Origin of the sequence: Candidatus Nitrosopumilus sp. (assembly GCF_040878665.1) — an archaeon.
Lineage (GTDB): Archaea > Thermoproteota > Nitrososphaeria > Nitrososphaerales > Nitrosopumilaceae > Nitrosopumilus.
Genome location: NZ_JBBDLU010000006.1, coordinates 235,846 through 261,433 on the forward strand (window position 1 = coordinate 235,846; position 25,588 = coordinate 261,433).

Here is a 25,588-nt window from a genome sequence, read left to right on the forward strand (position 1 = left end):
ATGAAAACTAGACTTTTGATGATCACTGGAATACTTGTTGTGATACTGGTATCTTTACTAGCATCTGATCAATACTATTTGTCATTACAAGACCAAGAGATAAAGAAATCTGATTGGGTACAAAACTGTGTTCCTCCCAAAGATAATCAAGTAGTTCCTTCAATTGGATTATACAATCACACTCATTCTTTTGATTTGTTAACATGCACTTGGAATCCTACAGAGCATGGCACTCCTGGATTTTTGGAATCGCTTTACACTAGTTTCCTAGAGCCAATCTTTTTGGGTGTTGCAGATACTTTGGAAATCAAGTATGCCTATGCAGGTTGTGTTGCAACAATTCTGCCAGAACCGTGTTTTGATTCCTTTATGGTAAGTACAGAGCCACTAACTGAGAAATCCATCATGGAACAGTATGCCAGAAACATTGAGTTAAACTTTGGAGACTGGGAAATTCCAAATAGAAATTGGAGTACTGAAAAAATACAATTAAATCCACCTGCAACACTTTGTACTGAATTTATTTCAGATGGACAAACTCATTATAGAATGGCAAAATGGGTGGATGCTTACAAAATATCTTCATGGGAAGACCATTACAATCCATTACTTTGTGACAAATGGTTACCGCCAATTGATGATGGAATTAAATTGAAATGGGACAAAGATCTCTATTCATCAGATGATATAGCTAAAATTCAAGTTATTGACAAAGACATGAATCTAGATCCCACGATTAAAGATTCATTTGATATTCATGTATTCTCTGATACTGATCATACCGGTATTCAATTAACTGTAACTGAAACTTCGCCTGACACTGGATATTTTTATGGTGATGTTTTTTTGACAACTACAGGTGAATCAAGTGGCACTAGGCTACTAGTGGAAGATGCTATTTGGGCAGATTATAAAATGAACAGGGTATTTTCAAAAATAATCAACGAACAAAGAAATTCTAATGAGTTAGATATTCCATCTGAATCGAGCATGAGTTGGATTAGTTATGGTCATCAATGGATTATAACTATAATTTTCATAATCTCAGTTTTAATTGCAATATCTGCTGGAATAATTTTTAGTATTAAAATTTGGCGAAAAAGAAAATGAAAACCAATCTATTGATAATAATTGGAATGACTACAATGATTACAATCTCTGCATTGATAGTTGTTGGCATTGACCATGATAAATCCATAAATCAAAACAGTTCCAGCCATTTTGATTACAAATTCACGCATTCAGTTACATCTGAGGTTTATCTTGGAAAAACAATTTCTGAATGGCAAAATGAAAGTTTTGATTCTTTGATGTCTTTTCACAAAATTTATGGTGATGCCTTTTTTGAACAACTAGGATCACTTATGGTAAAAAATGAAATGCTAAATGAACTTGACAAACAAAACATTGATGTAATTAATCCTGATTTTAAGGTGCATTCAGGAATGATGCTTACGTCATTACCTCCACATGTATCCTTTGAAGCATTTGTAAACGATACTGATGGAAATACTTACAGATTATCTGGCATGACCAATCAAGCTAAGGTGTCAAAAATTGGAATTACACCACTAAAGTTTTTTGACACTAGTCAAGAATTACCATTTGATTCTATACTTAGTCAGAACAATACAATTGTAATTAAAAAACAAAATGATGACTCTGTTGCAATTCCACGTGACTTGATAATTTCTGGCAATAATGACATTACTGTAAATTTTCAAAATGATTTGCTAGTTCCAATTAGAATTCAAAGCGATGGCGGTGGTTGGAAAGATCCTGTTTGGTATGGCCCTGTTGTTTTGCCACTTACTACGGCATCTATGACTTTTGATAGATATGGTGTCTATGAATGGCATGCACGAACACTGCCTGTATCCGGAAGTATTGCATCTGATCACATGGGAGGAGGGCAAATCGATATTATTCCAGATAATACAAGTAAACTGACCTTTCATGATAAACAGCAAATCGGTGCTGCCATACTGAAAAATTCGGAAATCCCTTGGCGGGCAATGGGCTCTGGTAATGACAAAGGAATCACACTTGACTTTAATCGTGCAATCTTAGATGCATTACCAAATGCTAAAGAATACTACAAAGCAAGAGCAGAACAACTAATTCCATTTGATGTACCAATTATAATTGAAGAGCCAGATTATAACGATAATAGAAAATGAAAACAAAACTTTTGATAATTATTGGAATTTCAGTAACCGTATTTTTGATTGGCACAATAATTTATCCCTACATTAATGAAACATCATTTGATGATGACAATCCCCATGACATTCCAACTGCTTTGTCCAATATTCCTCAAATTCATCAAAATGATATGTTTTGTTGGACACAATGGCACATGCAAAATACCATAATTGATGAAGAGAAATTAATTTCATCCTTAAGATCCACAATTTCCATGTTTGGTTCTGATTTTGATGTTCCAAATAGAGAAATTACAATTAAAAATAATGATGAGGAAACTATCATTTCCATTGGTGGCTCGTGGACAAAAGATCAAATCCATCATGAAAAGTTGACCTCAATTATAAAAGATCATATTGGTGATTCTCAAATAATTCGCGATGATATCGTCATGTGTACATGAAATATGGATTATCTGGGTTTTTGATCGGATCGCTGAAATAAATAAGCTCGGAAAGTACAACACTTTAATTATAAAGTTTATTATATCAAAAACATTAGAAAAATTTCAGAAATTAATACAAAAAAACTGTATTTTTCATTAATTTGCTATTTATAAATAAAATCTCAAAAATGGACAATATTGGTTTATTTCGGTAAAGATATAATGAAACAAATTTTTTGATTAAATATGTCATCAGGACAAATGCCACCATGGCTTCAAGAACAACTTATGAAACTACAACAGTCTCAACAAAACCTCCAATCAGTAATGACTCAAAAACAACATCTTGAAATTGAGAAAGCTGAAACAGAAAAAGCTCTTGAAGAATTAAGAAAGGTTACAGATGGTGAAGCAGTATACAAACAGGCTGGAACAGTTTTAATTAAATCCAAAAAACAAGAACTAATTGATGAATTAGAAGAACGAATTGAATTGACTAAAACACGTGCTACAGTTCTTGAAAAACAAGAAACACGTCTTAAAGAATCTCTCAAAGAACAAGAAAGTAAAATTACTGAAATGATGAAAAGTGGTTCTCAAAAACCTTCCTCAGCAGAGGATAATCCTAGAAAATAATTTTCACGCCCATTTCATATAAGATATTAACAATTCACTTCAAACATTATGTGTGAAATTAGACCAACTTCGAATTATTGTAGATGAAAGAGAACGTAAAAGCGGTATCCCAGATCTTCTCAAATCTGTTGGTTTGAATCTAGAGATGAAAACATTGCCTATTGGAGATTACATTGTAGCTCCAGAAACTGTTGTTGAAAGAAAGAGCATTCGTGATCTTATGGCATCTGTTTTTGATGGACGACTCTTTGATCAATGTTCTAGATTAAAGGAACATTTTGAACATCCTATTGTTCTCATGGAGGGAAACGTTGATGAAATTGAGGAAATTACTGAAAATCCATTGATCTTTTATGGGGCTCTTTCTACTGTTGTCCTTGATTTTAAAATTCCAGTTATCCCAACTCCCAGTGCATCTCATACTGCTAAATTGCTAGTATCAATGTGTTCAAGACAAGATTCTCAAAAAGGACCATTTTTGAAAAAAATTAAAAAATCAAACGATTTAGAAAAACAACAACTATCTATTCTTTGTAGCTTACCTGGAGTTGGAGAAAAATTTGCAGTAAGAATGCTTACAAAGTTTGGAACTCCTTTGAATGTTTTTAGTGCAACACTGGCTGAATTATCAAAGATTGAAGGTTTAGGTGAAGCCAGAGCAAAAAAGATCAAAAAGACTATGGACACTCAAAGTAAATTTCAAAAATCTTCAAACCAAAAAACTCTGCATGATGTATAATATCATTACATAAATTAACAGATCAAATTTTTCATGCTAATTTACTCTTGAGTAATTTCCTTTTTAATGGCGTTCCACATATTGGGCATTCTTTTCCTGAAGTATGGTTAGTTCTACATCCAGGACAATAATGGATCCACATCCCTATGTCTTCTATTCCTTTTGTCATAATCGGTGATATCTTCAAGCCTAAATTCTTGGATACATTTGAGATTGCATAATCATCGCTAATTATTTCACCATTCAACTCTATGCATAACGCAATAATTGAAATATCTTGTTTTGATAATTGAGGAAAATCGCCGGTGTTCTTTGAAGCTTTTATCGCAGTTTTTGTTGATTCTGGATCTGGCTCTCTAATTTTTAATCTGTTGGTCTCGAGTAGAGTTCCTAATGCATCGTGATTTTTTTTAATATGTTTTATTTCGTCATACACTAATGATGTTGTATAACAGTCCTCAGATGAACTAAATGGAACTCCTGCATAAAATGCACTTGCATCTAAAATCCTAAAACCCAAGCTTGCTCATCTGTCTCAGTCCTCGTTTTTTTAATCTTACAAAGACTGCTGGTTTTTTGTATTTTTTGATAGTAATTGGCTCTTCATATCCTACTGTTTTTACTACCTGCGCATCCATTGCTATGTTACAATCATGAGAACATGTTATTTCAATTTTCTCATCTGGTACAACTAACGATGCTAATCTATACACTGGTGCAACAGGGGTGAGAATTAAAACATCTAAACTTTCATGTAAAATTGGACCTCCTAATGAAAATGAGTGTCCCGTAGATCCACTTGGAGTTGCAATTATCATTCCGTCCATTTTTTGTTTTACAATATCATCTTGAAATTTTATTTTAATCTCTGCAGTTTTAGTTAAATTTGTTCTAGTGATGTAAATTTCATTTAATGCTGGTGGAAATTCTTTTCCTCCACACGATGCAACAACTCTTGTCCTTTTATCTAAAAAGAAATTATCTTTTAAAATTTCATCTATTGCTTTATCAATTTCTTCAATTGTAATTTCTGCTAAAATACCTCTGTTTCCACCTACGTTAATTGTTAGAATAGGTGTTTCATTATCTAAATTTCTAAAAACTCGAAGAGTTGTTCCATCTCCCCCAAGAGTTATAGCCAAATCTAGTTTTTCTTTTTTTAATTCTTCTAGTGTTTCTATTTGTTTTGCTCCTTCTACCTGAATTGGTGAAATTGTAAACACTGTTACTTTTTTTGCCAAAAGCTTTTTTGTGACATCTATTGCTGCTTGTTCTGAATCTTTAGAACCAACCTTACTTACAACTGCCACTTTTTGTAGTTTCAAGCAGTTCTTCTGAATCGTATTTACATAAAAATGATATTTTTCATCGAAAAACAATTAAGTATGAAAACAAATCAGTACAAAGCATGGATTATGCACATCCTGAAGTATTAGTTGACACTGAATGGGTATCAAAAAACCCTCCTAATGAAAAAAGGAAATTAGTTGAAGTTGATTATGACCCTGTAAATGGATATCAAAAAGGTCACATCAACGATGCCAGTTTAATCTGGTGGAAACGTGACATCAATGATCCTGTTACTAGGGATATTATTGGTAAAAAAGCATTTGAAGCACTAATGTCAAAAAATGGAATTACTGCCGATACTGAAGTAATTCTTTATGGTGATTTTAATAATTGGTTTGCAGCATTTGTGTTCTGGGTTTTCAAAATTTATGGTCATGAAAACATAAAGATCATGAATGGTGGACGAAAAAAATGGGAATTAGAAAATAAAAATTATACAACAGATGAACCTAAAATTGCACCAACAAATTACATTGGACAACCTCCAGATGAAGGATTGCGTGCATATCTGTTTGATGTTAGTAGAGCATTAGGGAAAGAAGATACCGTAATGGTTGATGTGAGATCTCCTGCAGAATTCTCTGGTCAAATAACGGCTCCTCCAGAATATCCAATGGAGCATGCACAAAGAGGAGGTCACATACCTCACGCAAATAATATTCCATGGGCAACTGCAGTTAATGATGCTGATGGCACATTCAAAACTGTAGAAGAGTTGCGACAAAACTATGAACCAAAAGGTGTTACTCCTGATAAGGACGTAATTTGTTATTGTAGGATTGGTGAAAGATCTTCACATAGTTGGTTTGTTCTAAAATATTTACTTGGTTATCCAAAGGTTCGAAACTATGATGGTTCTTGGACTGAATGGGGTAACATGATAGGAAATCCTGTGGAAAAATAAATTGCTTTTAGACCTTCCCGTTCTTGAGAAAGGTACTTTTTATTTTATCAAAGACGGCGAATCTGATATCATAATGGAAGATAAAACAAAACGTGGTCTTGAAATTAAAGAAACATCTATTGATGAAAAATTAAATGTCAAAGCTGATAAAGGAATGATTCATGATATGGACGGTATTGGTCATTGGGTTCCTATACGATGGTATTTTTCAAAAAACGAATACAATTTGCCTCAAGTAGTTATTCATGCAGAAGCTATGGAGAAAAAATATACCGAACTTCGAGAACTCACATGTCCTGACGATGACTGATAACCTTTTTATCTAAAATCAAGTTAGATACGTTAGATGTCTTTACTACTAAAAGATCGCGTCTGGTCAATGGAAGCACCTACAGCTAAACGTGGTGTATATCCATTACATGGATTCAAACTGGGACTATACAGATTGCCAATTAAACTTGAAGAGCCTGTAGAACTAAAATCGGTTCATGACGGTCTTAAAAAAGCATTTGAAATGGATATGTATGCTGACAGAATTTTTGCAACATATCGCTGGAAGGAGCAAAACATGGATGATCCTGATGCAAAAGGGTATGAAGAAGTTGATTTATCAGTTACCGTAGAAATTGTTACTGGTGAAGTTGTAGATATTATTTACCAAATTTTCCCCATCGAGAAATTTGGTGATCCTAATTGGGTTAAAGATTATAGAAAAAAGGCTGATCATTTTGCAAAAATGGTAATTGATACAATTTTACGAAATACAATTTTGGCAGACAAGATGATTTCATATCTTGTAAAGACAGAAAAAATATCTGAAGTAGCAGCTATACAAAAACTTGAAGAAATTACTCCTTTAGCTAAAATTGTTCTTGGCGCAAAACCAAAACCTGTTGAAGCCAAAGATGAAGATGCTGTAGAAGATGACGAATCAATTGAAATCCCAGACGGTGCTAAACCAGGCCCAATTGACGTTGATTTCAAATCCAAAGTTAAACCATCTGGAACATATGAAGCTCCTGAACATACAATCAAAACTTGGGGACGGAAAGGTACCAATAATGGAATCTTGGGTGTTTGGGGTGAATTTGTTTCAGTAGATTATGATATTTGTGTTGCTGATGGTGGATGTATTGAAGCATGCCCAGTTGGCGTCTATGAATGGTTTGATACTCCTGGAAATCCTGCATCTGAGAAGAAACCATTAATGTCAAAAGAACCTGATTGTATATTCTGTCTTGCATGTGAAGGCGTTTGTCCTCCTCAAGCAATCAAGATTTTTGAGCAAAAATAATCTGAATCTTTTACAAGTATAAATAGCGAATAATGATTCTGTGAATTTGGGACATGGTATTAAACCCCTTCACTACATTTGTATTTGATCTTTTTATTTTTTCGGCAATCATAATCACTGCATACACTGTTAATTTCTATTATCTTGCTTTTCTCTCTCGAAAAAGAAAAGATATCCCATCTACTCTTGATTGGGGAACTCCGTCTGTAACCATTCAATTACCAATATACAATGAAAAATATGTTGCAAAGAGACTTGTGGATGCTGTTTGTAATTTGGATTACCCCAAAGACAAAATGCGAATAATGGTTTGTGATGACTCTGATGATGATACTGTTGAATTACTTGAAGAGGTAGTTAATGATCATCAAAAACAAGGATTTCAAATTGAACACATAAGACGTGGAACAAGGAAAGGGTACAAGGCAGGTGCATTAAAACATGCAATGCAAACAACTGATACTGATCTTGTTGCTATCTTTGATGCAGATTTTATACCTCCAACATGGTTTCTTAAACAGGCAATCCCACACTTTTCAAAACCTGGGATTGGTTTAGTACAGTGTCGATGGGGACATGTGAATGAAAACTATTCCACTATTACTCAAGTTCAGGCACTTAGTCTTGATTTCCATTTTCTTGTAGAGCAAAAAGCAAAAAGTAACTCTCATTTGTTTATGAACTTTAATGGCACTGCTGGAATTTGGAGACGCGGCTGCATTGAAGATGCTGGAGGATGGCATACTGCTACTCTTGTTGAAGATCTTGATTTGAGTTATAGGGCACAAATGAAAGGATGGAAATGTGTATTTTTACCTGATATTGTAGTTGATGCAGAACTACCTGCACAAATGAATGCTGCTAAAAGACAACAATTTCGTTGGGCAAAAGGCTCTATTCAATGTGCTGTAAAATTACTCTCTGATGTTATGTTACAACGTAAAATAGCTATTGAAGCAAAAATTCAAGCATTCATCCAGCTCACTCGTCATATTGTTTATCCTCTCATGCTGATACAATTCTTAGCATTGCCTATTCTCTTGGCTGGTCAAATCAATCTTTATGTGGTAAGTTTTCTTCCTGCATTAACTATAGCAACATATCTTGCAATGGGTCCAGGTGCATACATTGTCATAATACAGAGCATGTATGATAAATCATGGAAATCAAAAGCAAAATTACTTCCAGCATTATTGGTCTATAATGCAGGAATGTCTGTTAACAATACTGTTGCAGTCTTTGACGCAATTATTGGTAAGAAGAATGAATTTCTGCGAACTCCAAAATATGGAATTGTTACAAAAGACGATGATTGGAGAAATAAAGCATACAATTTACCATTTACACAAACCACACTTTTAGAAATATTTTTTGGCGTTTATGGGATTATGGGAATTTTCGTCTCTATATTTTCAAATAATCCTATTTTTGTACCTATTATTCTTCTGCAAACTATTGGCTTCTTCTACATTGCTTACATGAGTTTGTCTCATACTAGATTTAAGAAAAATAACTCTCATAATGTTAAACGTTTAACAAAGAAAGAAAAAACTGCTAACCGTATTTACAAACTTGCAATGGTTGGAATCCTTGGGATAATTGTTTTTGGTGGATACATGGCAATTTCTGGTTACAATACTGACATTTACCCTCTAGATAGAATTCGAGGAAATCTTGATGGTGCCAGATCTTCTTCTGATCCTGATGTAATACGTAATCATTTGGTATCGATTCAGACTGATTTGAATATAGTGATGAAAAATATTCCTGAAACAACTGACGCAAGTGGAAAAGTTATTGCAAAAAACCCTGTTTGGATATTTGGTACTGAATCTACTAATTTTCTACGAATTCAAAATGATGTAGATGCAATGTTTGCAGGATTGGACGAAATCGCTTCTGTTTCTAAAGATAATGCTGCCTATCATACAGGAATGTTAGATATCAATGACAGAGCACTATTACTGAAAATCAATATCATGGATGCAACTCCTTACATGTATGTGAGCCCTGCAAATATGATGTTTAGTGCCATTTGGATTGCAGCAATTATTGGAATCTTTGCTATATTGAAAAGAAAGAAAGAGCAACTTAAGAAAATTGATGTAATTAATAATGTCCATTTAGAAACAAATTAGTTTTATTTCTAAAAATTCCATTGAATTTTTATGTATCTGATAGATACTCTAATTGATGCCTGAATTTGGTACACTTGCCATGGTAATATTGGCTGTTGCAATTATAGGCATCATAGCCGTAACTGCAAAATCGAGATTAACTTCAAATAATACACATATGAACGTCAGTGATAAAACAACAATGTCTCCTAATCTCTACAAACTTGCAATGGTTGGAATCCTTGGGATAATTGTTTTTGGTGGATACATGGCAATTTCTGGTTACAATACTGACATTTACCCTCTAGATAGAATTCGAGGAAATCTTGATGGTGCCAGATCTTCTTCTGATCCTGATGTAATACGTAATCATTTGGTATCGATTCAGACTGATTTGAATATAGTGATGAAAAATATTCCTGAAACAACTGACGCAAGTGGAAAAGTTATTGCAAAAAACCCTGTTTGGATATTTGGTACTGAATCTACTAATTTTCTACGAATTCAAAATGATGTAGATGCAATGTTTGCAGGATTGGACGAAATCGCTTCTGTTTCTAAAGATAATGCTGCCTATCATACAGGAATGTTAGATATCAATGACAGAGCACTATTACTGAAAATCAATATCATGGATGCAACTCCTTACATGTATGTGAGCCCTGCAAATATGATGTTTAGTGCCATTTGGATTGCAGCAATTATTGGAATCTTTGCTATATTGAAAAGAAAGAAAGAGCAACTTAAGAAAGAGGATGAAATTGGAATTTAAGAAATGTTTAGATCTTGTCTAATCTCATCCACTGCTCTGATTCCATAAATGTCTCTCACTTGCTGAATTCTGATTGATTCTTTTAGCATGTCTCTTCCTATGGCGTTTGTCAAAATAGAATAAACATCACTGAATCTAACTTCCCATTTGTCTGCACAATCTAGTATTTTACTTACTGCCCACTGTCTTACTTCATGAGGCAATGGAATTTTTTCTCCTGATTCTATTGACAATCTATCAAATAGATTAACAATATCTGCAGTTTGTGATGCCATTTTTTCAATATCTTGTATTGCGCCATATTTTGATTCTGCATTCATTCTGATATTTGATTGATATTCTGACAGTTTCAATAGGGCCATCACTTCTTTTGATGAATCATTAGATGCCTTGCTTGTTACGTTTTTAATTTTTTGAATTTCATCAAATAATTTTTCAGATTTTTTATGAAATTCTATTGTTGATTCGTCTTGTCTTTTTAACGTGTCTGAAACTGAAGATATTTTTTGATCAATACTATTTGTTTTATCAAATACATTTTGTTTGAAATTGGAAACTTCTTCTTGGACTGATTTGAGTCCTTCACCTACAAATGCAGTGGAATCTGCTCTTTTTGCTAGCGTTCCTATCTCTGTCTCAATTCTGTCAATTTTTCCGTTTAAATCTTTGATTGATTCTAGGCTCAAATTGTCTACTGAAATTGCTTTTGATGATACTGTATCGAATTGCTGTTTTAGCCCATCAATTATTCCTCCTAACGAATCAATTTTTGATGCTTTTGATGATATCGTATCAATTGTAATTTTTATTGCATCTAGTTCTGAACTGAGATTTGAAGTAGATGATATGCCATCTGTAATTCTTCCTAGTTCTTGTTTGAGACTTTCAATTATTTGAGAGCTTGTGTCTAATTTTGCAGTTTTTCCTGAAATCTCCTCTATGTTGTTTTTTAGATTATCTATTTCGGAACTAATTCCTACAAGTGAATCTGCTTTTCCAGATACTTTTCTGAGATCATCTCTTACCTCATCAATTCTTTGAGCAATTTTGATTATCATCTGCGAATTATTTTTTATTGAATTCATGCTATCCTCTACCTGTTGTGATAATTCTTGAGGTTTGGTTGTTTTCTGTAATTCTGAAATTCTATTGATTTCCTGTTCTAATTTTGAAGTTTGATCATTGATTTTGTTTACTAGATTTGATTGGGCCCTTACTTGATTTAATCCTGCATATAGTTTCTGAGTGTCATCTTCAATTATGTTGATTTGTTTTGATTGTTTTTGTATGTATTCTAATGTTGATGTTAGTGCGTCAATCATGCCTTTCATTGATACTAGCACTTTTTGGTTCTCTCCAAAAATCTTTGACATTACTTTGATCTCTTTTTGTAATGCTTTATTGGAGTCTGAAACTGATGCTACTTTTTTGAGTAATATTGATGGACTAGGTTCTTTTTTCACCTGTTTTGATGTTTTTTTCTTTATCCCACTAGTAGCCATGTAAACTCAATTAAAAATTTAAAGATAAAAAAGTTGGGTCTAAAATAAAACATGTAAAGAGTTACTTGTTTACAACTTCTGGTTCGTGAAGTAACTCATGAAATGTCTTTTCAGCTAATCCGTTGGCTGTGTCGATAAATCCTCTTGGACAATATTCACATTGAATCATATAGTACGGTATAGTACCGTACTATTAATAATAAGGTGATTACTCAATAACCATTATACAGTCAGATACCCCAGGTCATATCTCTACATTTTATTCAGTTTGACCTAATCATCATTCTGCATTTGGACTATTGTATTTGGGCATAAAGAGGTTAAACATTACGAAAATTATTGAGCCTATTATCTGTACAATTAATTGATAATTATTTTTAAATCCATAATTAATCGTTTTTAAATGAACTTGATAATTTGATAATGTGCAAAACATCCAACTTCAATTGGATTCAAGTGAAATTCAGAATTCCATTAGTAATGTTGTAACTCGCTTAACTGAACAATTTACTCCTGAATTACATCAAAGTTTTGTAACTGATTTAGCATTCATTATGATCATTGGCGCAGTTGTCACACTTGCTTTTTTCAAAATCAAACAACCTTTGATCATTGGATATCTTTTTGCAGGAATGCTCATTGGACCTTTGTCCCCATTTTGGGCTTGGATTTTACCTGAAGGCGGTTCTACATCCAATGCTTTGGATAGTATTGGGATATTATCTGATACAACGGCATTAAATCTTTTTGCAGAAATTGGAGTTATTTTACTTCTTTTTGTAATTGGTATAGAATTTCCTTATGGAAAAATCAAAACCATCGGTCGTATAGCAATTGGAGTTGGGACTGTTGGATTATTCTCTACATTAGGTGTTTTATTTTATGCTGCTAGTGCACTTGGATTGAATTTTATGGACTCATTATTTATTGCAGCTGCACTATCTATTTCTAGTACTGCAATAATTGTCAAACTTTTAGAAGAAACTGGAAAAATCAAAAATCAATCATCTCTCCTTGTACTTGGTATTTTGATTGTAGAGGACGTTATTGCAGTAATTCTGATATCTTCATTACAATCTATCGCTCTAGTAGGTACTGTATCAGTTGAGGCTATTATTATAGTTGTATTGGTAGCATTTGGTCTAATTATTGGAACATTTACTGTGGGTACTCGCATAATTCCTCCATTAATAGATAAAGTTGCTTCTGCAGAACGTCGTGAAATTTTGTTACTTAGTGTTCTAGGTGTTTGTTTTGGCTATGCATTACTTGCAAATCTTGTAGGATTGTCTGTTGCAATAGGTGCGTTTCTAGCTGGAGTGCTTATTGCTGAATCTAAATCTGCTGAAGTTGCCAAATTAATTTCTAGTCCAATAAAAGATATGTTTGTGGCTATTTTCTTTATTTCAGTTGGTGCATTGATGGATGTTTCACATGTTGGAAATTATATCTTCATAGCAATAGCTCTGATTGCAGTTGCTACCGGTATGAAATTTGGAGGCAACATGATTGGAAATCTGATTTTCCGACAAAAACGTAGTAAGGCTCTACGCTCTGCATTTACATTGGCCGCTCCAAGAGGGGAATTTTCAATTGTTATAATCAAAGTAGGTGTTGATGTTGGAGCAGTCAGTGCTTTCCTATTCCCACTTGTTGGTATTATTTCTATTATCTCTGCATTTATTTCTCCATTTTTGATGAAGACTGGAGATAAAATTATCCCTATCTTGGATTCGAAAAAAAATGTCTGATGAATTAAAACAATTACTAGATAGAGTCCATCCTGGTATCACTACTTTTGATTTTGATGGAAAAAATACGCCCTGTATTGAATTAGACGAAAAAAAATATGATGCGATACTGCCAAAAGTTGCCGGACAACCATTATCTATTAACACTGATCTCAATATTCTTCATGATGGATTTGGAAATGTTTTTGTAGAAATAACGTTAACTTTTTCAAAAGGCAATATCGTGGAAACATTTCTAGTTAACGCTAAAACGGATTTTGAATTTTTTACATCTCTTGCAAAAACATCAATGCTTGCACTTGCTTCACCAAAATCTAATTATGGAAAAGACAATGTGTTCATGATTCAATTACCTCGTCCCGAAAAAGCTCAAGATGCACTTGAAATAATTCAAAATGCCCTAGTTTCACAAAATTGAGTGGTGCAGTTACCGGGATTTGAACCCGGGTCACGTACTTGGCAAGCACGAGTACTAACCAGACTGTACTATAACTGCAACAACCCTAAAGGCTGAATTTGGATATTAAACTGTTTTTAACTATTTCAAATAAGATATGTTATGGATGAAATCATTCTCAAAAAATTAGAACAAAAAATTCGTGACACTATTTCAAATAAAGATGATATCAAACAACTGATTCACTCTTTCTCGATCATCGATAATTCCAAATCATTCGCTTTGGGCATTGTTGTAGGTAGAATCTACAATGCATTTTATTATCAATCTAAACGAATTCTAAATCGAGATCCAACTAAAGAAGAATTTGCAGAATTTTTAGAGTTTATCAAAACCAAGAAATTAGATTTAGAAAATTTATGGTGATATCTTATTCCACTCAATCACTTTGATTAGAGGAGTACCTGGTAATTTTACACATGATCCAACAAGTGCTTTTTTTGCAGCTGCCAGATTAACATCTCCATTGACGTACATTTCCATAATACATTGTCCTTGTCTAACTCTTGCAGCTAAACTGACTGCTTTTCCCCATGATCTTCTCATTCCTTCTGAAACTCTATCTGCACCTGCAGTTGCAATCTGTTTATTTTCTCTAAGGAGATTATGCGGATAAATTCTAAGACGTGAATAATAACCTGATTCTCCAGTTGTTTTCTCTAGTGTTTTATTGGCAGCTAATCTTGCAGATTCAATTGCCATATGTCTAATCTGAATTTTTTCATTAATTAATAATTGAACACAATATTGGTAAGTGCCTCTTTTACCACCTTGAAATTTTGCAATTTTGATTTGTGGTTTACCTTTGATGTATTCTTTTCTGGTAAATACTTGACCTGTTGCTGTTCTGTAATTAGCACCATGCATGATATTTCAAGCCTGAATGCCCATATTTTAACGGTTAGACTTGTCTGCATTCACTATCTCCAATGCTTATATGGAAATCTGATATTTTTCTCTTCATTATGGAAGAAACTCCTCTAGTTATTGGCGAATTAGTTTCAAATCAAGGATGTATTTCTGATAAGAATATGATTCATGAACTTGATCTAAAAGGATTTGGTGAAATTGAAAAAGAGAAATTATTCTTAAAATCATTTGAAACACTCTATTTGCTATATACAAAAAGATTGATTCTAAAAAAGAACAAAAAACAAATTGATTTTGATTCTTTTATGAGTATATGTCAAAACACTGATTCTGAAATTCTTACTAAATTTTTGATATATCGTGATCTGCGTAATCGAGGATATGTTGTAAAAGATGGGTTTGGGTTTGGTTCTGATTTTAGGGTATATGAGAGAGGGCATTTTGGTGAAAAGGGTGCAAAATTCTTAATCTTTGGTCTTAATGAGGGACAACAAGAAAAGATGGGAACTTTACAAAAAAAGATTGAAGATATTACTCAAATGGGAAAAGAACCAATAATTGCTGTAATTGAACGTCGCGGCGAAGTGATTTATTACAAAATCAACAAGATGAATTTTTATGAGAACAAATCTAGATTGGAAGAATCATTTCAATTTTAATCTTGCATGATCCATTCTGGTGAATATTTTAAAAGACCTTTTTTATCTGCATCCATAAAATCATATACTTCAACATAATTTGTTTTATTCTTCCAAAGATCTTCAAAATCTGATATTTTTCTTTCCACTCTTGATTTATCATTCCATGATGTAAATACATCCACCGATTCAAAATCTCTTGATTGACTGACTATTGTCCCATTGGATGTTCCTGTAAATGCTACTACATCGTTTTGTTCATCCCTGAAAATTCCTATCCTTTCTGAGAATGAATCTGACACTTGATCTGAATTTGGAATTGCTATTTTTAGTTCTACTTGTCCATTATCTATGATGTTTTTTATGTTGTTTATTTTGGAATTTTTCATTGATTTTTTATTCAATGATTTATTGTATTTTTCAGAAAAAAGTCTTGTCAACAAGATTAATTCTGACGCTCTGAATTTATGCCCAGTGATCATTCTTAATTTTGCTTCTCCTTCAGCAAATTTGTCAAATCCCATTGCTATCGTAGATAGTGTATGAATTGATAAAAAATCCACACATCTGTTATATTCTATACAGTTACTCAAGCAAGGCAAGAAAAATTCTGAAACTATATCGTTGACATCTGAACGATATTCTTCTTTTAACTTTATTTCTCTTAGACCCAACAATGCCTAACTGTGATTTTATTATTTAAAGAAACACTTTAAGATTTCTTTTTAATTGAAACTTTCTCCCAAACTATTTAATCAAATTAGATTGGGCAGGACTTGTTTTGTTGAATGTTTTATTTTCCGTATACTGTTTGAAGAATAGAACTATTCCTAGCAACTTCTTGAGTAAACTGAACATTTATTGTAATTTTATTGCCAAAGTTAATGTTAACATTATCAAACAATGATTTGTATTTAGCAATATTTTCACCACTTTCATTTTCATACGTTCCTACTTGCACTAACAATTTGTTTTCTATTAAGAAATTGATTTTTTCATATCCTGGCGTTTCTTGAATCTTTAGTTTTTCTAAAATTTCTGAAATGGTCCATGGTTCGCCAATAGATGCATTAAGAATTTTTGACATTTCATCATCACTGAATGCTTTTAGAATTGATTGACTCATTGATGGGTCTGATATTGTAAATCTTTTTTCAATTTGGTCTTTTTTTGATTTGATACTGCATATATTGTCCAAGAATTTCTTTTCTAATCCCTCAGCTCCTGCCCCAAAAAATTCTCTTAATACATAATCCATTTTCTCAAATTCTTCCATAGCAGTAGTTATGGATATGCCAAATTTTTCAAATAATCTGTCTTGTATCTTTTGTATTGTAGTGTTGCCTAGATTCTTTACAATGATCTCCTTAAGAGTTGTTGCAAAGATCTGATCTACTCCTATCATGATTTCCTGAGGTAATACTTTCATATTATTATTTCGTGCTTCTGTCATCTTATTACCTCTGATAGATTACGAATGTGACTTGTATCATTTTTCACTGCTAACTCTAGCGCCCTTTCCATTTCATTTTCATGCGAATCTGCATTTCTTTGATTATTGTTTGTTATTTCACATTCCTGTATGATTGGCAATTGTTTGAAATTTATGTACTGTTCATAGGTCACCACACATGAATAATATTTGTCATCTTCTTTGAATCTATACTGAATTTCAAATGGCATAGGTAAGGTATCATTTGTAATGAGTATCTCTGTAACCATTTGTTTTATTTCGTGAATGTTAAATGGTTTGTTAATTACTGGTATCTTTAGTACTTTGAAAATATTTGCGTTTTGTGCATTGATATCTCCGGTCATTATTATTATTTTGGAATTTGGATATTTCTCCTTTATTTTCTCAACTGCATAATGTCCATCATACTTTGGCATATCTAAATCTGTAAAAATAACATCTGGTTTGTGTTGTTCATACAATTTTACTGCTTCTTTACCATTGTTACCTTTTGCAAGAACGTCTATTTTGTTTATTTTTAATAACTCTGAAAAAATATCTGCAATGTCTTGATCGTCATCTATTACTATACAATTAACCATTACGATATTGACTCCTCTTGATCATATAATTATCTCATGTTCATACTTTATATGATTTTCTTATATCTGAGTTCCCAATTTTGGGAATTTTTGACAATGTAATTCATTGTATTGACACACATTTTGATAAATGCTGCAGGTTTGTAATCCTGCTATTGAATACAATATTATGCAAAAGCATACCTAGTCAATCTGAAACTTTGTTTGTGATGAAAAAGATAACCCAGTGTACAACATGCATGTCAAATGAAATTCTATGCCTGTTTCATTCTAAAATGGTAAAAACAAGTATGCTCAACGATGTTCAAAAATGGCTAAAAGATAGCGAAGAGTACTGAATTCTTCAATCCATTTCGTCTCATGGATCCCATATGTGATAAAGAACTGATACGTTTGTACGAGTGTCGTTTTTATCAAATCATTTTAAAGCATTAATTCTAACACACAATATGAGACCAATCTGGACATTTACCATATTATTATTTTTAGGACTTTTAGGTACTCATGAATCATTTGCTGATGAAACAAAAACTCTCTTTGTCAGTCCAAATTTAGTTGATTGTGTTGGGGTTAGTCCACAAAAATGTATGCAAGTTAGAGAAAATCAATACTCTGAATGGATAAATTTCTATGGCAGTATTGATGGGCTTTCATTTGCACAGGGAACATCCTATCAAATCTCTGTTAAAATTACAGATATTGTAAATCCTCCAACAGATACCTCAAGTAAAAAATATGAACTAATCGGAATTATAAAACAAGAATCAACAACAAAACATTTTCCATACAAAAACATGTGTGCACCTGGATTTGTCCCACTAGGTGAAATCTGCGTTCTCAATGACCGATGTGGTGTTGGAGCTTATCCAGGAAAAGTATGTGTAATGGATGGCGTAACACAACCATACCTTAGACCGCTACAACAAGGAAATGCAGGAATTTCTGCCAGTAATGTAATTTGTGCAGAAGGCTTGCTACAGATATTCAATTCTAATGATGCAGCACCAGCATGTGTCAAACCACAATCCATCTCAACACTAAAAGAGAGAGGATGGCAAACATTCATGCCCGTTTTTGCATGTACTCTTGAATATGCACCAATCTGTGGTGTGGATGGAATAACATATGGAAACAGTTGTATGATCAAATATGCACATATCCCATCAAGTCATCAAGGTGAATGCTCAGACATTACAAAACCTACAGACGGAATATTTGAAAAGACTCTAGAATATACTTTACACCCCGTAACGATTGATGAAAACAAGGGATACTTTGTTACTGAGATTGCAAATAACATCTACTGGTTAGTTGGTGGCGGTTATCAGACAATGTTTGTAACTACAGGACAAGGGGTTATAGCAGTTGATGCTCCGCAAGCAATTGGAGAAAAATATCTTGATGCAATCAAAGAAGTTACATCAGAACCTATTACTCATATGATTTACTCTCATAGTCATACAGATCATACTGGTAACGCAGGCAAGATATTTTCCTCAGATGTTACATACATTTCGCACAAACAGACGGCAGATGTACTAAAACAAGAAAATAATCCTGACAAACCAATACCTTCTATAACATTTGATGATGCAATGTATTCTTTGACTGTAGGTGATCAAACTCTGGAATTACATCATCTTGGAAACTTTCATTCTAATGGTGATATTTTGATTTTGGCACCTCAACAAAAAGTAGCAATGATAGTTGATTTGATACGTCCAGAGCAATCTCCATACAAGGCATTTGGTGTAACTCCTAACATTGATTTGTATTTAGACACTCATGATACTTTACAAAATTATGATTTTGATGTGCTCATTACTGGTCATACAAACATGCTTGCAAACAAAGATCATATCTCTACAAACAAAGAATTTACTCAGAGTGTTATGGATAACGCACAAGAAGCACTAGATTCAGATGACTCTACTCCGTTAGATACTTGTATCACAAATACAATTACTCAATGGACAGGAAAACTTGGAAATCTAGATGCATTTATGGCTGATCATTGTACTGCAATGATAGAATACTTGAAATTTAAATAATTCAATGTGGGCAGAATAGCTCAATAGGTATTGGCATTGCAATAATAGTTGTTGGAGTCTATTTGGTTAATATGGTACAGAACCCACTAATAGAACAAGAGATTTCAAAGTTGAATTAATTCTTGAAATTTGGAGGAAAAGAAAATAAAAAATTAGTTGCTTCCGATAAGAAACACAACCTGTACTGATGTTGTGATATCTTGTTCGGAAGAAAACACTGGAGTTGATGACATTATCTTTGATTCTGCCATTGCAAAGTCTCCACTAAACACTGGTTGTGGGTATGGCATTCCAAATTCTGAAAGTGAAATACTCTTTACTCCAATTACCGTGTGGTCAAGTGGAACTAGTGCCTTTGTTGCCTTTGACTCTGCATTTGTTATGGCTTGTTCTAACAAATCATCTTTGAGATCCATTTGTTTTTGTGGGGATAGGGAATAATACACAGAATCGACTCTGTTTACTCCTGCATCTACACCATTGTCTATGATGTCTGCTGCAAGATTGAGTTTTTCTGTTTCTACTGAGAGAATATTTGATACGTTGTATCCTACAAGTTCTCTTGTCTGAATTCCCAAAAACTCATCGCTGATGTATTCGTAGACAGGATAAATATTCAAAGAAGATGTGCTAATCTCTGATTCTGTAATTCCAACGGATTTTAGTGCTGAAATTACATTCTTCATCATCTTGGAATTTTCCTCTAGTGCTTGTTTTGCAGTAGGTTTCTGAATTTCTATGCCAAAATTGACAGTTAAAAGATCAGGATCTACTGATGCTGTTGCCATACCTGTAACTGACAGGGTCTTTTCCAACGAGAGAATTGATGCTGGTTGTGCATTTGCTTCAGGATACAATGCTCCAAAGGAAACAGACACTGCAAGTACTGCAAGCATGGCAATAACTAGCTGTTTTGATTTCTTCATGGTCTTAGATAATAATATTTTGAAGATAAGGTTTGATTAAATTTCAATTTAACGAGAAATCTTAATAATACAAGTTGAAAGAATTATGTTTCAATGAGTTCTGATGACATTCCAGATTTATCGGACAGAGTAGATATTTTATCTACTGAAGATGAAAAATTAAAAACAATTGGAGAAATACTGTCATCTGATTCAAGTAGAAATATTCTCAAGATTTTGTTTAACGAATCACTTACTGCAAATCAAATAGCTCAGAAAACAGAAATGTCTTTACCCTTAGTAATTCACCATTTAAAAAAAATGCAATCGGCTCAAGTTGTAAAGATCGCAAATGTTGGAAAAAACTCAAAGTCACATGACATGAAATATTACACAATTGACAAATTTGCAATTGTAATTCTTCCTACTGCCATGACCCAACCTGCAAAGAAAAGCAAATCATTGTTTAATTCCTTTACAAGAATTCATAGGCTTGCAACACTTGGTGGTGTTTCAATTGCGGCATGGTTTTCATCACAATTTCTTCAAAATCAGACTAGTGTTCCAGAGACAGCACAGTCCAAGGCTTCATCAATGGTATCTGAATCATCAGAGTCTATGATGATGCGTTCAATCCCAGAATCATCAGAGAATATGCAAGATGTATTGTCATCGAGTTCATCTGATCCACAAATTGGAATTTTATTGTCTGTGGTTGCAGTTCTTTCAGTCATAGTTTCAGGACTAATAATTGAGTTGATAATCAAACAAAAATTAAACAATGCAAAGTATAACTATTAGATGCAAGAAAATGAAAATTATAATTCCAAATTGATTTCAAACCAAATGGAGTTGGTACTAAATTACGTAAAAATTATGCTACGTTTGAAACTAGAGATCTGTAATTTGTAATACCTGTTCTGCATAAAGAATGAATTTGTTCTTCTGATTCAAAGTGACATTTGTTACAACTGAATTTTATCGGGTTGTTACAAATTGAGCATTTTTTACTCTCTTCTAGGTCGATTCCACATCTTCTACAACTATCAATTCGCATGCTAATACTACGTATCTTTTGATCATATACCTTGGTCAGCTAATCAGCTTACTTGTAATCTATTTCTTTTACCATATTCTATCTGTAACTAGTACTAATTATAATCATGAAATCACAACAAATCTCAAACTGGGATAAAATGGTACATGCTCCATTCAAAAAGGTCGTAAAATTTGACCTCATCTGCATGGGAATAGGTGTAGTAATGGGAATTGGTGCTGGTGCCTACCTTGTTGCTAGTGGAATTTTAGGCTAGCAACAAACTTTATTTTTTATATGGTTTGCAGAACTGGTAACATGCAATTTCAAACTGTAGACGCTTCATACACATCAAAAGAAGGCTGCAGATTAGTTTGGAAAGGAATAGATGATGATGATACAGATATAGTAATTCTAAATAAAACTGAATTAGAAAATTTAGTTGAGATTTTACAAAAAAACTCTACTGGTGAAGTTGAACTTGAAGATCAATCAAGTTTCATCAGAGTTAATTCAGATGTCACTCAATTCACACTAACAAATCATAGGTTACTTGAGGTAAAAACAACTGTTCTTCAAGAACAGATTTTAGAATTTGCTAAAATTCCTCATGAACCGCAATATGTTTACATTGGAACTAAAGAGTTTTACCCTTCAGTTTGGATTCATGATGATGAAAAAATATCAAAAGAATCTACTGAAAAAACTCACAAACAATCATTAATTGAAGCAATCCTATTTTCTGAACCAGAAAATCTCAGACAAGATCTTTCTCCTACCGACTTGTTTAGAGTATTTGCTACTAGGCGTTCTACTAGAAAATTTGAAAAAACTAAAGTTGAGGATTGGAAAGTTGACAAGATCTTATCTGCCGCAGATGTTGCCCCAACTGCTGGAAACTTTCAAGGTTTTCAAGTATTTTTAATTAAAAATAAAAAAACAAAAGAAGCACTTGTAGAAGCTGCCAACAAGCAACCTTATGTTGACGCTCCTGTAGTTTTGGTCTTTTGCACTGATCCTTCTAGAGTTAAACTAAAGTTTCCCCCAAAAATCTTGGAAAAATTCTCATTACAAGACGCAACAATTGCAGCATCTTTTTCATTATTGGCAGCGTCAGGTGTTGGACTCAGTACAATTTGGATTGGGATGTTTGATGAGGATAAGGTAAAAGCCATTTTAGGCACAGATTTGCAGCCTTCATCAATTCTTTGTATTGGATATCCTGACAAGAAAAAGCCTCCAAAATCTAGAAGGAAACTCAAAGAACTAATCAAAGTAATTGAATAGATCTGTAATCATTTTTATCCAGTATTGAGGACTATTATCAATGACTGATCTCATAGATGAAACTGCAGATTATGTTTTAGAGCTTGCAAGCTCTCAAAGATTAAGTATTCTTATTGGTCTACTCAATGAAGATCTTACTCCTACAGAATTTGCAAAAGAAATTGATGCTACAAAACAAGAAGTTCATCGTAACTTTCTACGATTGGAAAAAACTGGATTGATAAAAAAGAAAGTGAGTGGCAAGTATTCTCTTACTACATTTGGACAGACAGTTTGTACTCAGGTCCCATCACTTGTATTTTTGACACAGAATAGAAAATACTTTGAAGAACATACTTTTGGTGGAATTCCTCATAAATTTCAAATGCGATGTGGACAATTAGCAAATTCTCAGTATGTTAAAGGTGTATCAAAGGTTTTAGAACAATGGAAAGAAATCTACAAAAATTCTGATGATTACATCTATGAAATCCTATCTGATGTTCCACTTGATTTGATAGAACCACTTGTGAAAAAAATCAAACAAGGTGTGAAATTCAACTATGTCTTTTCAGAATCAGCTGTAGTTCCAAAGGGTAGAAAAGCACTATTGAAAAAATTAGGATTTGATAAATTAATCGAAAAAGGTTTGATAGAGCGAAAGATGGAAAAAAATGTCCAAACAGTTGTTGTACTTAATGAAAAAGAAGCATGTCTGATGTTTCCTTCACTTGATGGTGAATCTGACATCAGTGAGATGTTTTATTCAAATGATCCAATGTTTCATGAATGGTGTCTTGATTATTTCAGATACTGTTGGTATGGTTCTGATGTTTTCAGAGAAAGTAAACTAAAAGAATAATTTCAAACCATCTGTAATTTAATGCCTGCTGTCTTTGGATTCTAAATTGGTCTGTGCCTAAAAATCCTGATTTTTACTGATGAATCATCAGTGTTCACTAAATACAAAAAACCAATTATTTTTCCATGGTGGGTATATGGTTTACAATTTTAACCATTGCATTTTCTATTATTTTTATCCCCATGGCATATGCCCAGACAAATAATCAGATAACTCTTTCAGGGGATCTTGCAAATAATCCTACAGCTCAGGATATTTTAGACAAAATTGAGAAAAGTAAAAGATGGATTAAACAAATACAAGAAAGAAATTTTGAAGCATCAGAAAAACAACGAGATCTAGAAGAGAAAAGAGCAGAAGTCTTACAATATCTACAAGATGACTTGGAAAAATGGGATGAGGTGTGGAGCTATTACACATTTGATAAAATGTTAGAGCGTGCACTTGTAAATCATCCTGCAAATTCAACTGATACAATTTATGATCATCCCTTGAAATTTACCGCATCCAAAATTAATGCAGGCCGTGCTGCTCTGGCCTTGGCAGTTGAAAATGGTAGCGGATCTGAAGAGGCAAGAAATGCTTTTGTCAATGCCGCAAAGATAACCCGTGCTGAGATGATATCTGCCAACGCATTGTATAATGTTCTTAGTGGTAACGCATACTATAACCAACAAACTCTCTTCGAGTCGGATGGCCAGTTTGAGTCTCTTTCAGGTGAATCATTACGAAAATACTATCAAGACTATAGGACAAATCCAGAATATCTCAAAGCAAACCCATTTGACAAAATCTCATGGGAAGAACTTGGAAAGAATAATCCAAACACTGAATGTCGTGATGGGTATGTACTAGTTTACAGAACCACTTCTGATGATTATGTTTGCACTACCGAATACACTGCTGAAATGTGGATACGCCATAATATGGGTCGTATAGTTGATGAGGGTTCCTCACAAGTACAGGCAGTTGACATTGAAAAGCTAGAGCATGACCGAATTGCAGAAAAAGTCAATACTCTAAACTCCAAAGTTTATTCCATACAGGAGTATTATGAGAAAAAAATCTCTGAGACTGTGTTGAAATATGATTCGTTATTTGTTGATATTCAAAACGAAAAAATAAAACAAGAAAAAGCAGTACTTGAGAGACTCAATAGTGGTGACATCTCAAATGATATGGCAAGTGAAGAAATAATTTTTGTTCGAGAAAACTATGTAGTTTTAAAAGAAAACATTGAAACTGAAAAATCTCAAATCTTGGAATTGTTTGAGGCCCAGCAGAGTTCTGATATTGAAAGCTTTGTGCAAAACTATGAACATGACTTTGGAATAGAGTTTGTATGGAATTCTGATACAAATGCATTTGTGATATCTTAGCATACTTTATCAGGGAATATTATTTTAATTTCAAGTACGGTGGAAAAATGAAAATAACCCTACATGATGATCATCTGAGGATCAATCTTAATGCTTTGGAAATGATTGGTTCTGCAAAAACATCTTTTTTCATTCCATACGAGAGTATAGTGTCAGCATTTTCCGAATCTCCTCATGGTGTTGCAGGATTCAAACTAGCAGGAACAAACTTTCCTAAACTAATTGAGCTTGGTACATTTCTTAGTGGTACGCAAAAACAATTCTGTTATATCAAACGAAGAAAAAACAACTTTCTTGTTTTTGTACTAAAGGCTAATTTTTACTCTAAAATAATCTTGGAATTGCAAGACAGTGAAGATTTGGCAAAGAAGATCAATGAAAAGATGGGAGTGCCAAAATGAATCTGAAATTACA

General features: G+C 33.3%; 29 protein-coding genes and 1 tRNA gene. 21 read left to right on the forward strand and 9 right to left on the reverse strand.

What is annotated here, in order from left to right:
- The 5 genes from WDZ98_RS06035 (at position 1) to WDZ98_RS06055 (ending at position 3,965) form a co-directional block, all read left to right on the forward strand.
- Complete coding sequence (locus WDZ98_RS06035; protein ID WP_368058963.1) at positions 1 to 1,110, forward strand: hypothetical protein; 1,110 nt, start codon at positions 1 to 3, stop codon at positions 1,108 to 1,110.
- Positions 1,107 to 2,180 (forward strand): hypothetical protein, encoded by a 1,074-nt coding sequence (locus WDZ98_RS06040; RefSeq protein WP_368058961.1) that lies wholly within the window; start codon positions 1,107 to 1,109, stop codon positions 2,178 to 2,180. The genes WDZ98_RS06035 and WDZ98_RS06040 overlap by 4 nt, the downstream gene beginning before the upstream one ends.
- On the forward strand, positions 2,177 to 2,608 hold the full coding sequence (locus tag WDZ98_RS06045; RefSeq protein ID WP_368058959.1) for a hypothetical protein: 432 nt from the start codon (positions 2,177 to 2,179) through the stop codon (positions 2,606 to 2,608). Before WDZ98_RS06040 ends, WDZ98_RS06045 begins: the two co-directional genes overlap by 4 nt.
- A gap of 228 nt (positions 2,609 to 2,836) precedes the next feature.
- The gene (locus WDZ98_RS06050) at positions 2,837 to 3,226 is read left to right on the forward strand and encodes a prefoldin subunit beta (RefSeq protein WP_368058957.1); all 390 of its coding nucleotides are present in this window, start codon (positions 2,837 to 2,839) and stop codon (positions 3,224 to 3,226) included.
- Between the two features lie 52 nt (positions 3,227 to 3,278).
- On the forward strand, positions 3,279 to 3,965 hold the full coding sequence (locus WDZ98_RS06055; protein ID WP_368058955.1) for an ERCC4 domain-containing protein: 687 nt from the start codon (positions 3,279 to 3,281) through the stop codon (positions 3,963 to 3,965).
- A 31-nt stretch (positions 3,966 to 3,996) separates the two neighbouring features.
- Here the strand turns inward: WDZ98_RS06055 and WDZ98_RS06060 are convergent, their stop codons facing one another.
- Both WDZ98_RS06060 and WDZ98_RS06065 read right to left on the reverse strand, forming a co-directional pair.
- A complete protein-coding gene (locus tag WDZ98_RS06060) occupies positions 3,997 to 4,485 on the reverse strand; it encodes an NOB1 family endonuclease (protein ID WP_368058953.1) in 489 nt (162 codons plus the stop codon).
- A complete protein-coding gene (locus tag WDZ98_RS06065) occupies positions 4,475 to 5,290 on the reverse strand; it encodes an NAD(+)/NADH kinase (protein WP_368058951.1) in 816 nt (271 codons plus the stop codon). The genes WDZ98_RS06060 and WDZ98_RS06065 overlap by 11 nt, the downstream gene beginning before the upstream one ends.
- Positions 5,291 to 5,373: 83 nt before the next feature.
- Here WDZ98_RS06065 and WDZ98_RS06070 point away from each other — a divergent pair, with 83 nt between their 5' ends.
- From WDZ98_RS06070 to WDZ98_RS06090, 5 genes are read left to right on the forward strand one after another with little or no spacing between them, the layout of a single operon-like run.
- Complete coding sequence (locus WDZ98_RS06070) at positions 5,374 to 6,219, forward strand: sulfurtransferase (protein WP_368058949.1); 846 nt, start codon at positions 5,374 to 5,376, stop codon at positions 6,217 to 6,219.
- A gap of 1 nt (position 6,220) precedes the next feature.
- Positions 6,221 to 6,529, forward strand: coding sequence for a hypothetical protein (locus tag WDZ98_RS06075; protein ID WP_368058947.1), 309 nt, complete (start codon positions 6,221 to 6,223; stop codon positions 6,527 to 6,529).
- Positions 6,530 to 6,565: 36 nt separating this feature from the next.
- Positions 6,566 to 7,513 carry a ferredoxin family protein gene (locus tag WDZ98_RS06080; protein ID WP_368058945.1) on the forward strand — a complete coding sequence of 316 codons (948 nt, stop codon included), beginning with the start codon at positions 6,566 to 6,568 and terminating at the stop codon, positions 7,511 to 7,513.
- A 53-nt stretch (positions 7,514 to 7,566) separates the two neighbouring features.
- A complete protein-coding gene (locus tag WDZ98_RS06085; protein ID WP_368060940.1) occupies positions 7,567 to 9,651 on the forward strand; it encodes a cellulose synthase family protein in 2,085 nt (694 codons plus the stop codon).
- A 55-nt stretch (positions 9,652 to 9,706) separates the two neighbouring features.
- Entirely contained in the window at positions 9,707 to 10,402 is a 696-nt protein-coding gene (locus tag WDZ98_RS06090; protein WP_368060942.1) for a PEFG-CTERM sorting domain-containing protein, read from the forward strand.
- On the opposite strand, the gene WDZ98_RS06095 is transcribed toward WDZ98_RS06090, so the two are convergent.
- Positions 10,399 to 11,904 (reverse strand): chemotaxis protein, encoded by a 1,506-nt coding sequence (locus tag WDZ98_RS06095; RefSeq protein WP_368058939.1) that lies wholly within the window; start codon positions 11,902 to 11,904, stop codon positions 10,399 to 10,401. The genes WDZ98_RS06090 and WDZ98_RS06095 overlap by 4 nt on opposite strands.
- 425 nt (positions 11,905 to 12,329) lie before the next feature.
- Here WDZ98_RS06095 and WDZ98_RS06100 point away from each other — a divergent pair, with 425 nt between their 5' ends.
- The gene (locus WDZ98_RS06100) at positions 12,330 to 13,655 is read left to right on the forward strand and encodes a cation:proton antiporter (RefSeq protein WP_368058937.1); all 1,326 of its coding nucleotides are present in this window, start codon (positions 12,330 to 12,332) and stop codon (positions 13,653 to 13,655) included.
- Positions 13,648 to 14,073: a hypothetical protein gene (locus tag WDZ98_RS06105; RefSeq protein WP_368058935.1), complete on the forward strand. Its 426-nt coding sequence runs from the start codon at positions 13,648 to 13,650 to the stop codon at positions 14,071 to 14,073. The genes WDZ98_RS06100 and WDZ98_RS06105 overlap by 8 nt, the downstream gene beginning before the upstream one ends.
- A gap of 1 nt (position 14,074) precedes the next feature.
- Here the strand turns inward: WDZ98_RS06105 and WDZ98_RS06110 are convergent.
- Positions 14,075 to 14,151 (reverse strand) — tRNA-Gly (locus WDZ98_RS06110).
- A gap of 63 nt (positions 14,152 to 14,214) precedes the next feature.
- On the opposite strand from WDZ98_RS06110, the gene WDZ98_RS06115 reads away from it, so the two are divergent.
- Positions 14,215 to 14,478: a hypothetical protein gene (locus WDZ98_RS06115; protein ID WP_368058933.1), complete on the forward strand. Its 264-nt coding sequence runs from the start codon at positions 14,215 to 14,217 to the stop codon at positions 14,476 to 14,478.
- Here the strand turns inward: WDZ98_RS06115 and WDZ98_RS06120 are convergent.
- On the reverse strand, positions 14,470 to 14,979 hold the full coding sequence (locus WDZ98_RS06120; RefSeq protein WP_368058931.1) for a 50S ribosomal protein L16: 510 nt from the start codon (positions 14,977 to 14,979) through the stop codon (positions 14,470 to 14,472). The genes WDZ98_RS06115 and WDZ98_RS06120 overlap by 9 nt on opposite strands.
- A gap of 98 nt (positions 14,980 to 15,077) precedes the next feature.
- On the opposite strand from WDZ98_RS06120, the gene endA reads away from it, so the two are divergent.
- On the forward strand, positions 15,078 to 15,641 hold the full coding sequence (endA, locus tag WDZ98_RS06125; protein WP_368058929.1) for a tRNA-intron lyase: 564 nt from the start codon (positions 15,078 to 15,080) through the stop codon (positions 15,639 to 15,641).
- Here endA and WDZ98_RS06130 read toward each other — a convergent pair.
- From WDZ98_RS06130 to WDZ98_RS06140, 3 genes are all read right to left on the reverse strand, one after another.
- Entirely contained in the window at positions 15,638 to 16,294 is a 657-nt protein-coding gene (locus WDZ98_RS06130; protein ID WP_368058927.1) for a DNA repair helicase, read from the reverse strand. The genes endA and WDZ98_RS06130 overlap by 4 nt on opposite strands.
- A gap of 119 nt (positions 16,295 to 16,413) precedes the next feature.
- On the reverse strand, positions 16,414 to 17,073 hold the full coding sequence (locus WDZ98_RS06135; protein ID WP_368058925.1) for a transcriptional regulator: 660 nt from the start codon (positions 17,071 to 17,073) through the stop codon (positions 16,414 to 16,416).
- Positions 17,070 to 17,675, reverse strand: a complete 606-nt coding sequence (locus WDZ98_RS06140; RefSeq protein ID WP_368058923.1) for a response regulator — start codon at positions 17,673 to 17,675, stop codon at positions 17,070 to 17,072. Before WDZ98_RS06140 ends, WDZ98_RS06135 begins: the two co-directional genes overlap by 4 nt.
- 449 nt (positions 17,676 to 18,124) lie before the next feature.
- Between WDZ98_RS06140 and WDZ98_RS06145 the strand changes: the two genes are divergently transcribed.
- Positions 18,125 to 19,726 (forward strand): DUF4377 domain-containing protein, encoded by a 1,602-nt coding sequence (locus WDZ98_RS06145; protein WP_368058921.1) that lies wholly within the window; start codon positions 18,125 to 18,127, stop codon positions 19,724 to 19,726.
- Positions 19,727 to 19,878: 152 nt separating this feature from the next.
- Here WDZ98_RS06145 and WDZ98_RS06150 read toward each other — a convergent pair whose 3' ends face one another.
- Entirely contained in the window at positions 19,879 to 20,652 is a 774-nt protein-coding gene (locus WDZ98_RS06150) for an SIMPL domain-containing protein (protein ID WP_368058919.1), read from the reverse strand.
- Between the two features lie 93 nt (positions 20,653 to 20,745).
- On the opposite strand from WDZ98_RS06150, the gene WDZ98_RS06155 reads away from it, so the two are divergent.
- The 6 genes from WDZ98_RS06155 to WDZ98_RS06180 all read left to right on the forward strand — a co-directional run bounded on the left by WDZ98_RS06155 (position 20,746) and on the right by WDZ98_RS06180 (position 25,575).
- Positions 20,746 to 21,432 (forward strand): ArsR family transcriptional regulator, encoded by a 687-nt coding sequence (locus WDZ98_RS06155; RefSeq protein ID WP_368058917.1) that lies wholly within the window; start codon positions 20,746 to 20,748, stop codon positions 21,430 to 21,432.
- 362 nt (positions 21,433 to 21,794) lie between these two features.
- Positions 21,795 to 21,944 (forward strand): hypothetical protein, encoded by a 150-nt coding sequence (locus WDZ98_RS06160; RefSeq protein ID WP_368058915.1) that lies wholly within the window; start codon positions 21,795 to 21,797, stop codon positions 21,942 to 21,944.
- 41 nt (positions 21,945 to 21,985) lie between these two features.
- Positions 21,986 to 22,954, forward strand: a complete 969-nt coding sequence (locus WDZ98_RS06165; protein WP_368058913.1) for a nitroreductase family protein — start codon at positions 21,986 to 21,988, stop codon at positions 22,952 to 22,954.
- Between the two features lie 40 nt (positions 22,955 to 22,994).
- Positions 22,995 to 23,795 (forward strand): helix-turn-helix transcriptional regulator, encoded by an 801-nt coding sequence (locus WDZ98_RS06170; protein WP_368058911.1) that lies wholly within the window; start codon positions 22,995 to 22,997, stop codon positions 23,793 to 23,795.
- 182 nt (positions 23,796 to 23,977) lie between these two features.
- Entirely contained in the window at positions 23,978 to 25,174 is a 1,197-nt protein-coding gene (locus tag WDZ98_RS06175; RefSeq protein WP_368058909.1) for a hypothetical protein, read from the forward strand.
- Between the two features lie 47 nt (positions 25,175 to 25,221).
- Entirely contained in the window at positions 25,222 to 25,575 is a 354-nt protein-coding gene (locus WDZ98_RS06180) for a hypothetical protein (RefSeq protein WP_368058907.1), read from the forward strand.
- Positions 25,576 to 25,588: the final 13 nt, after the last annotated feature.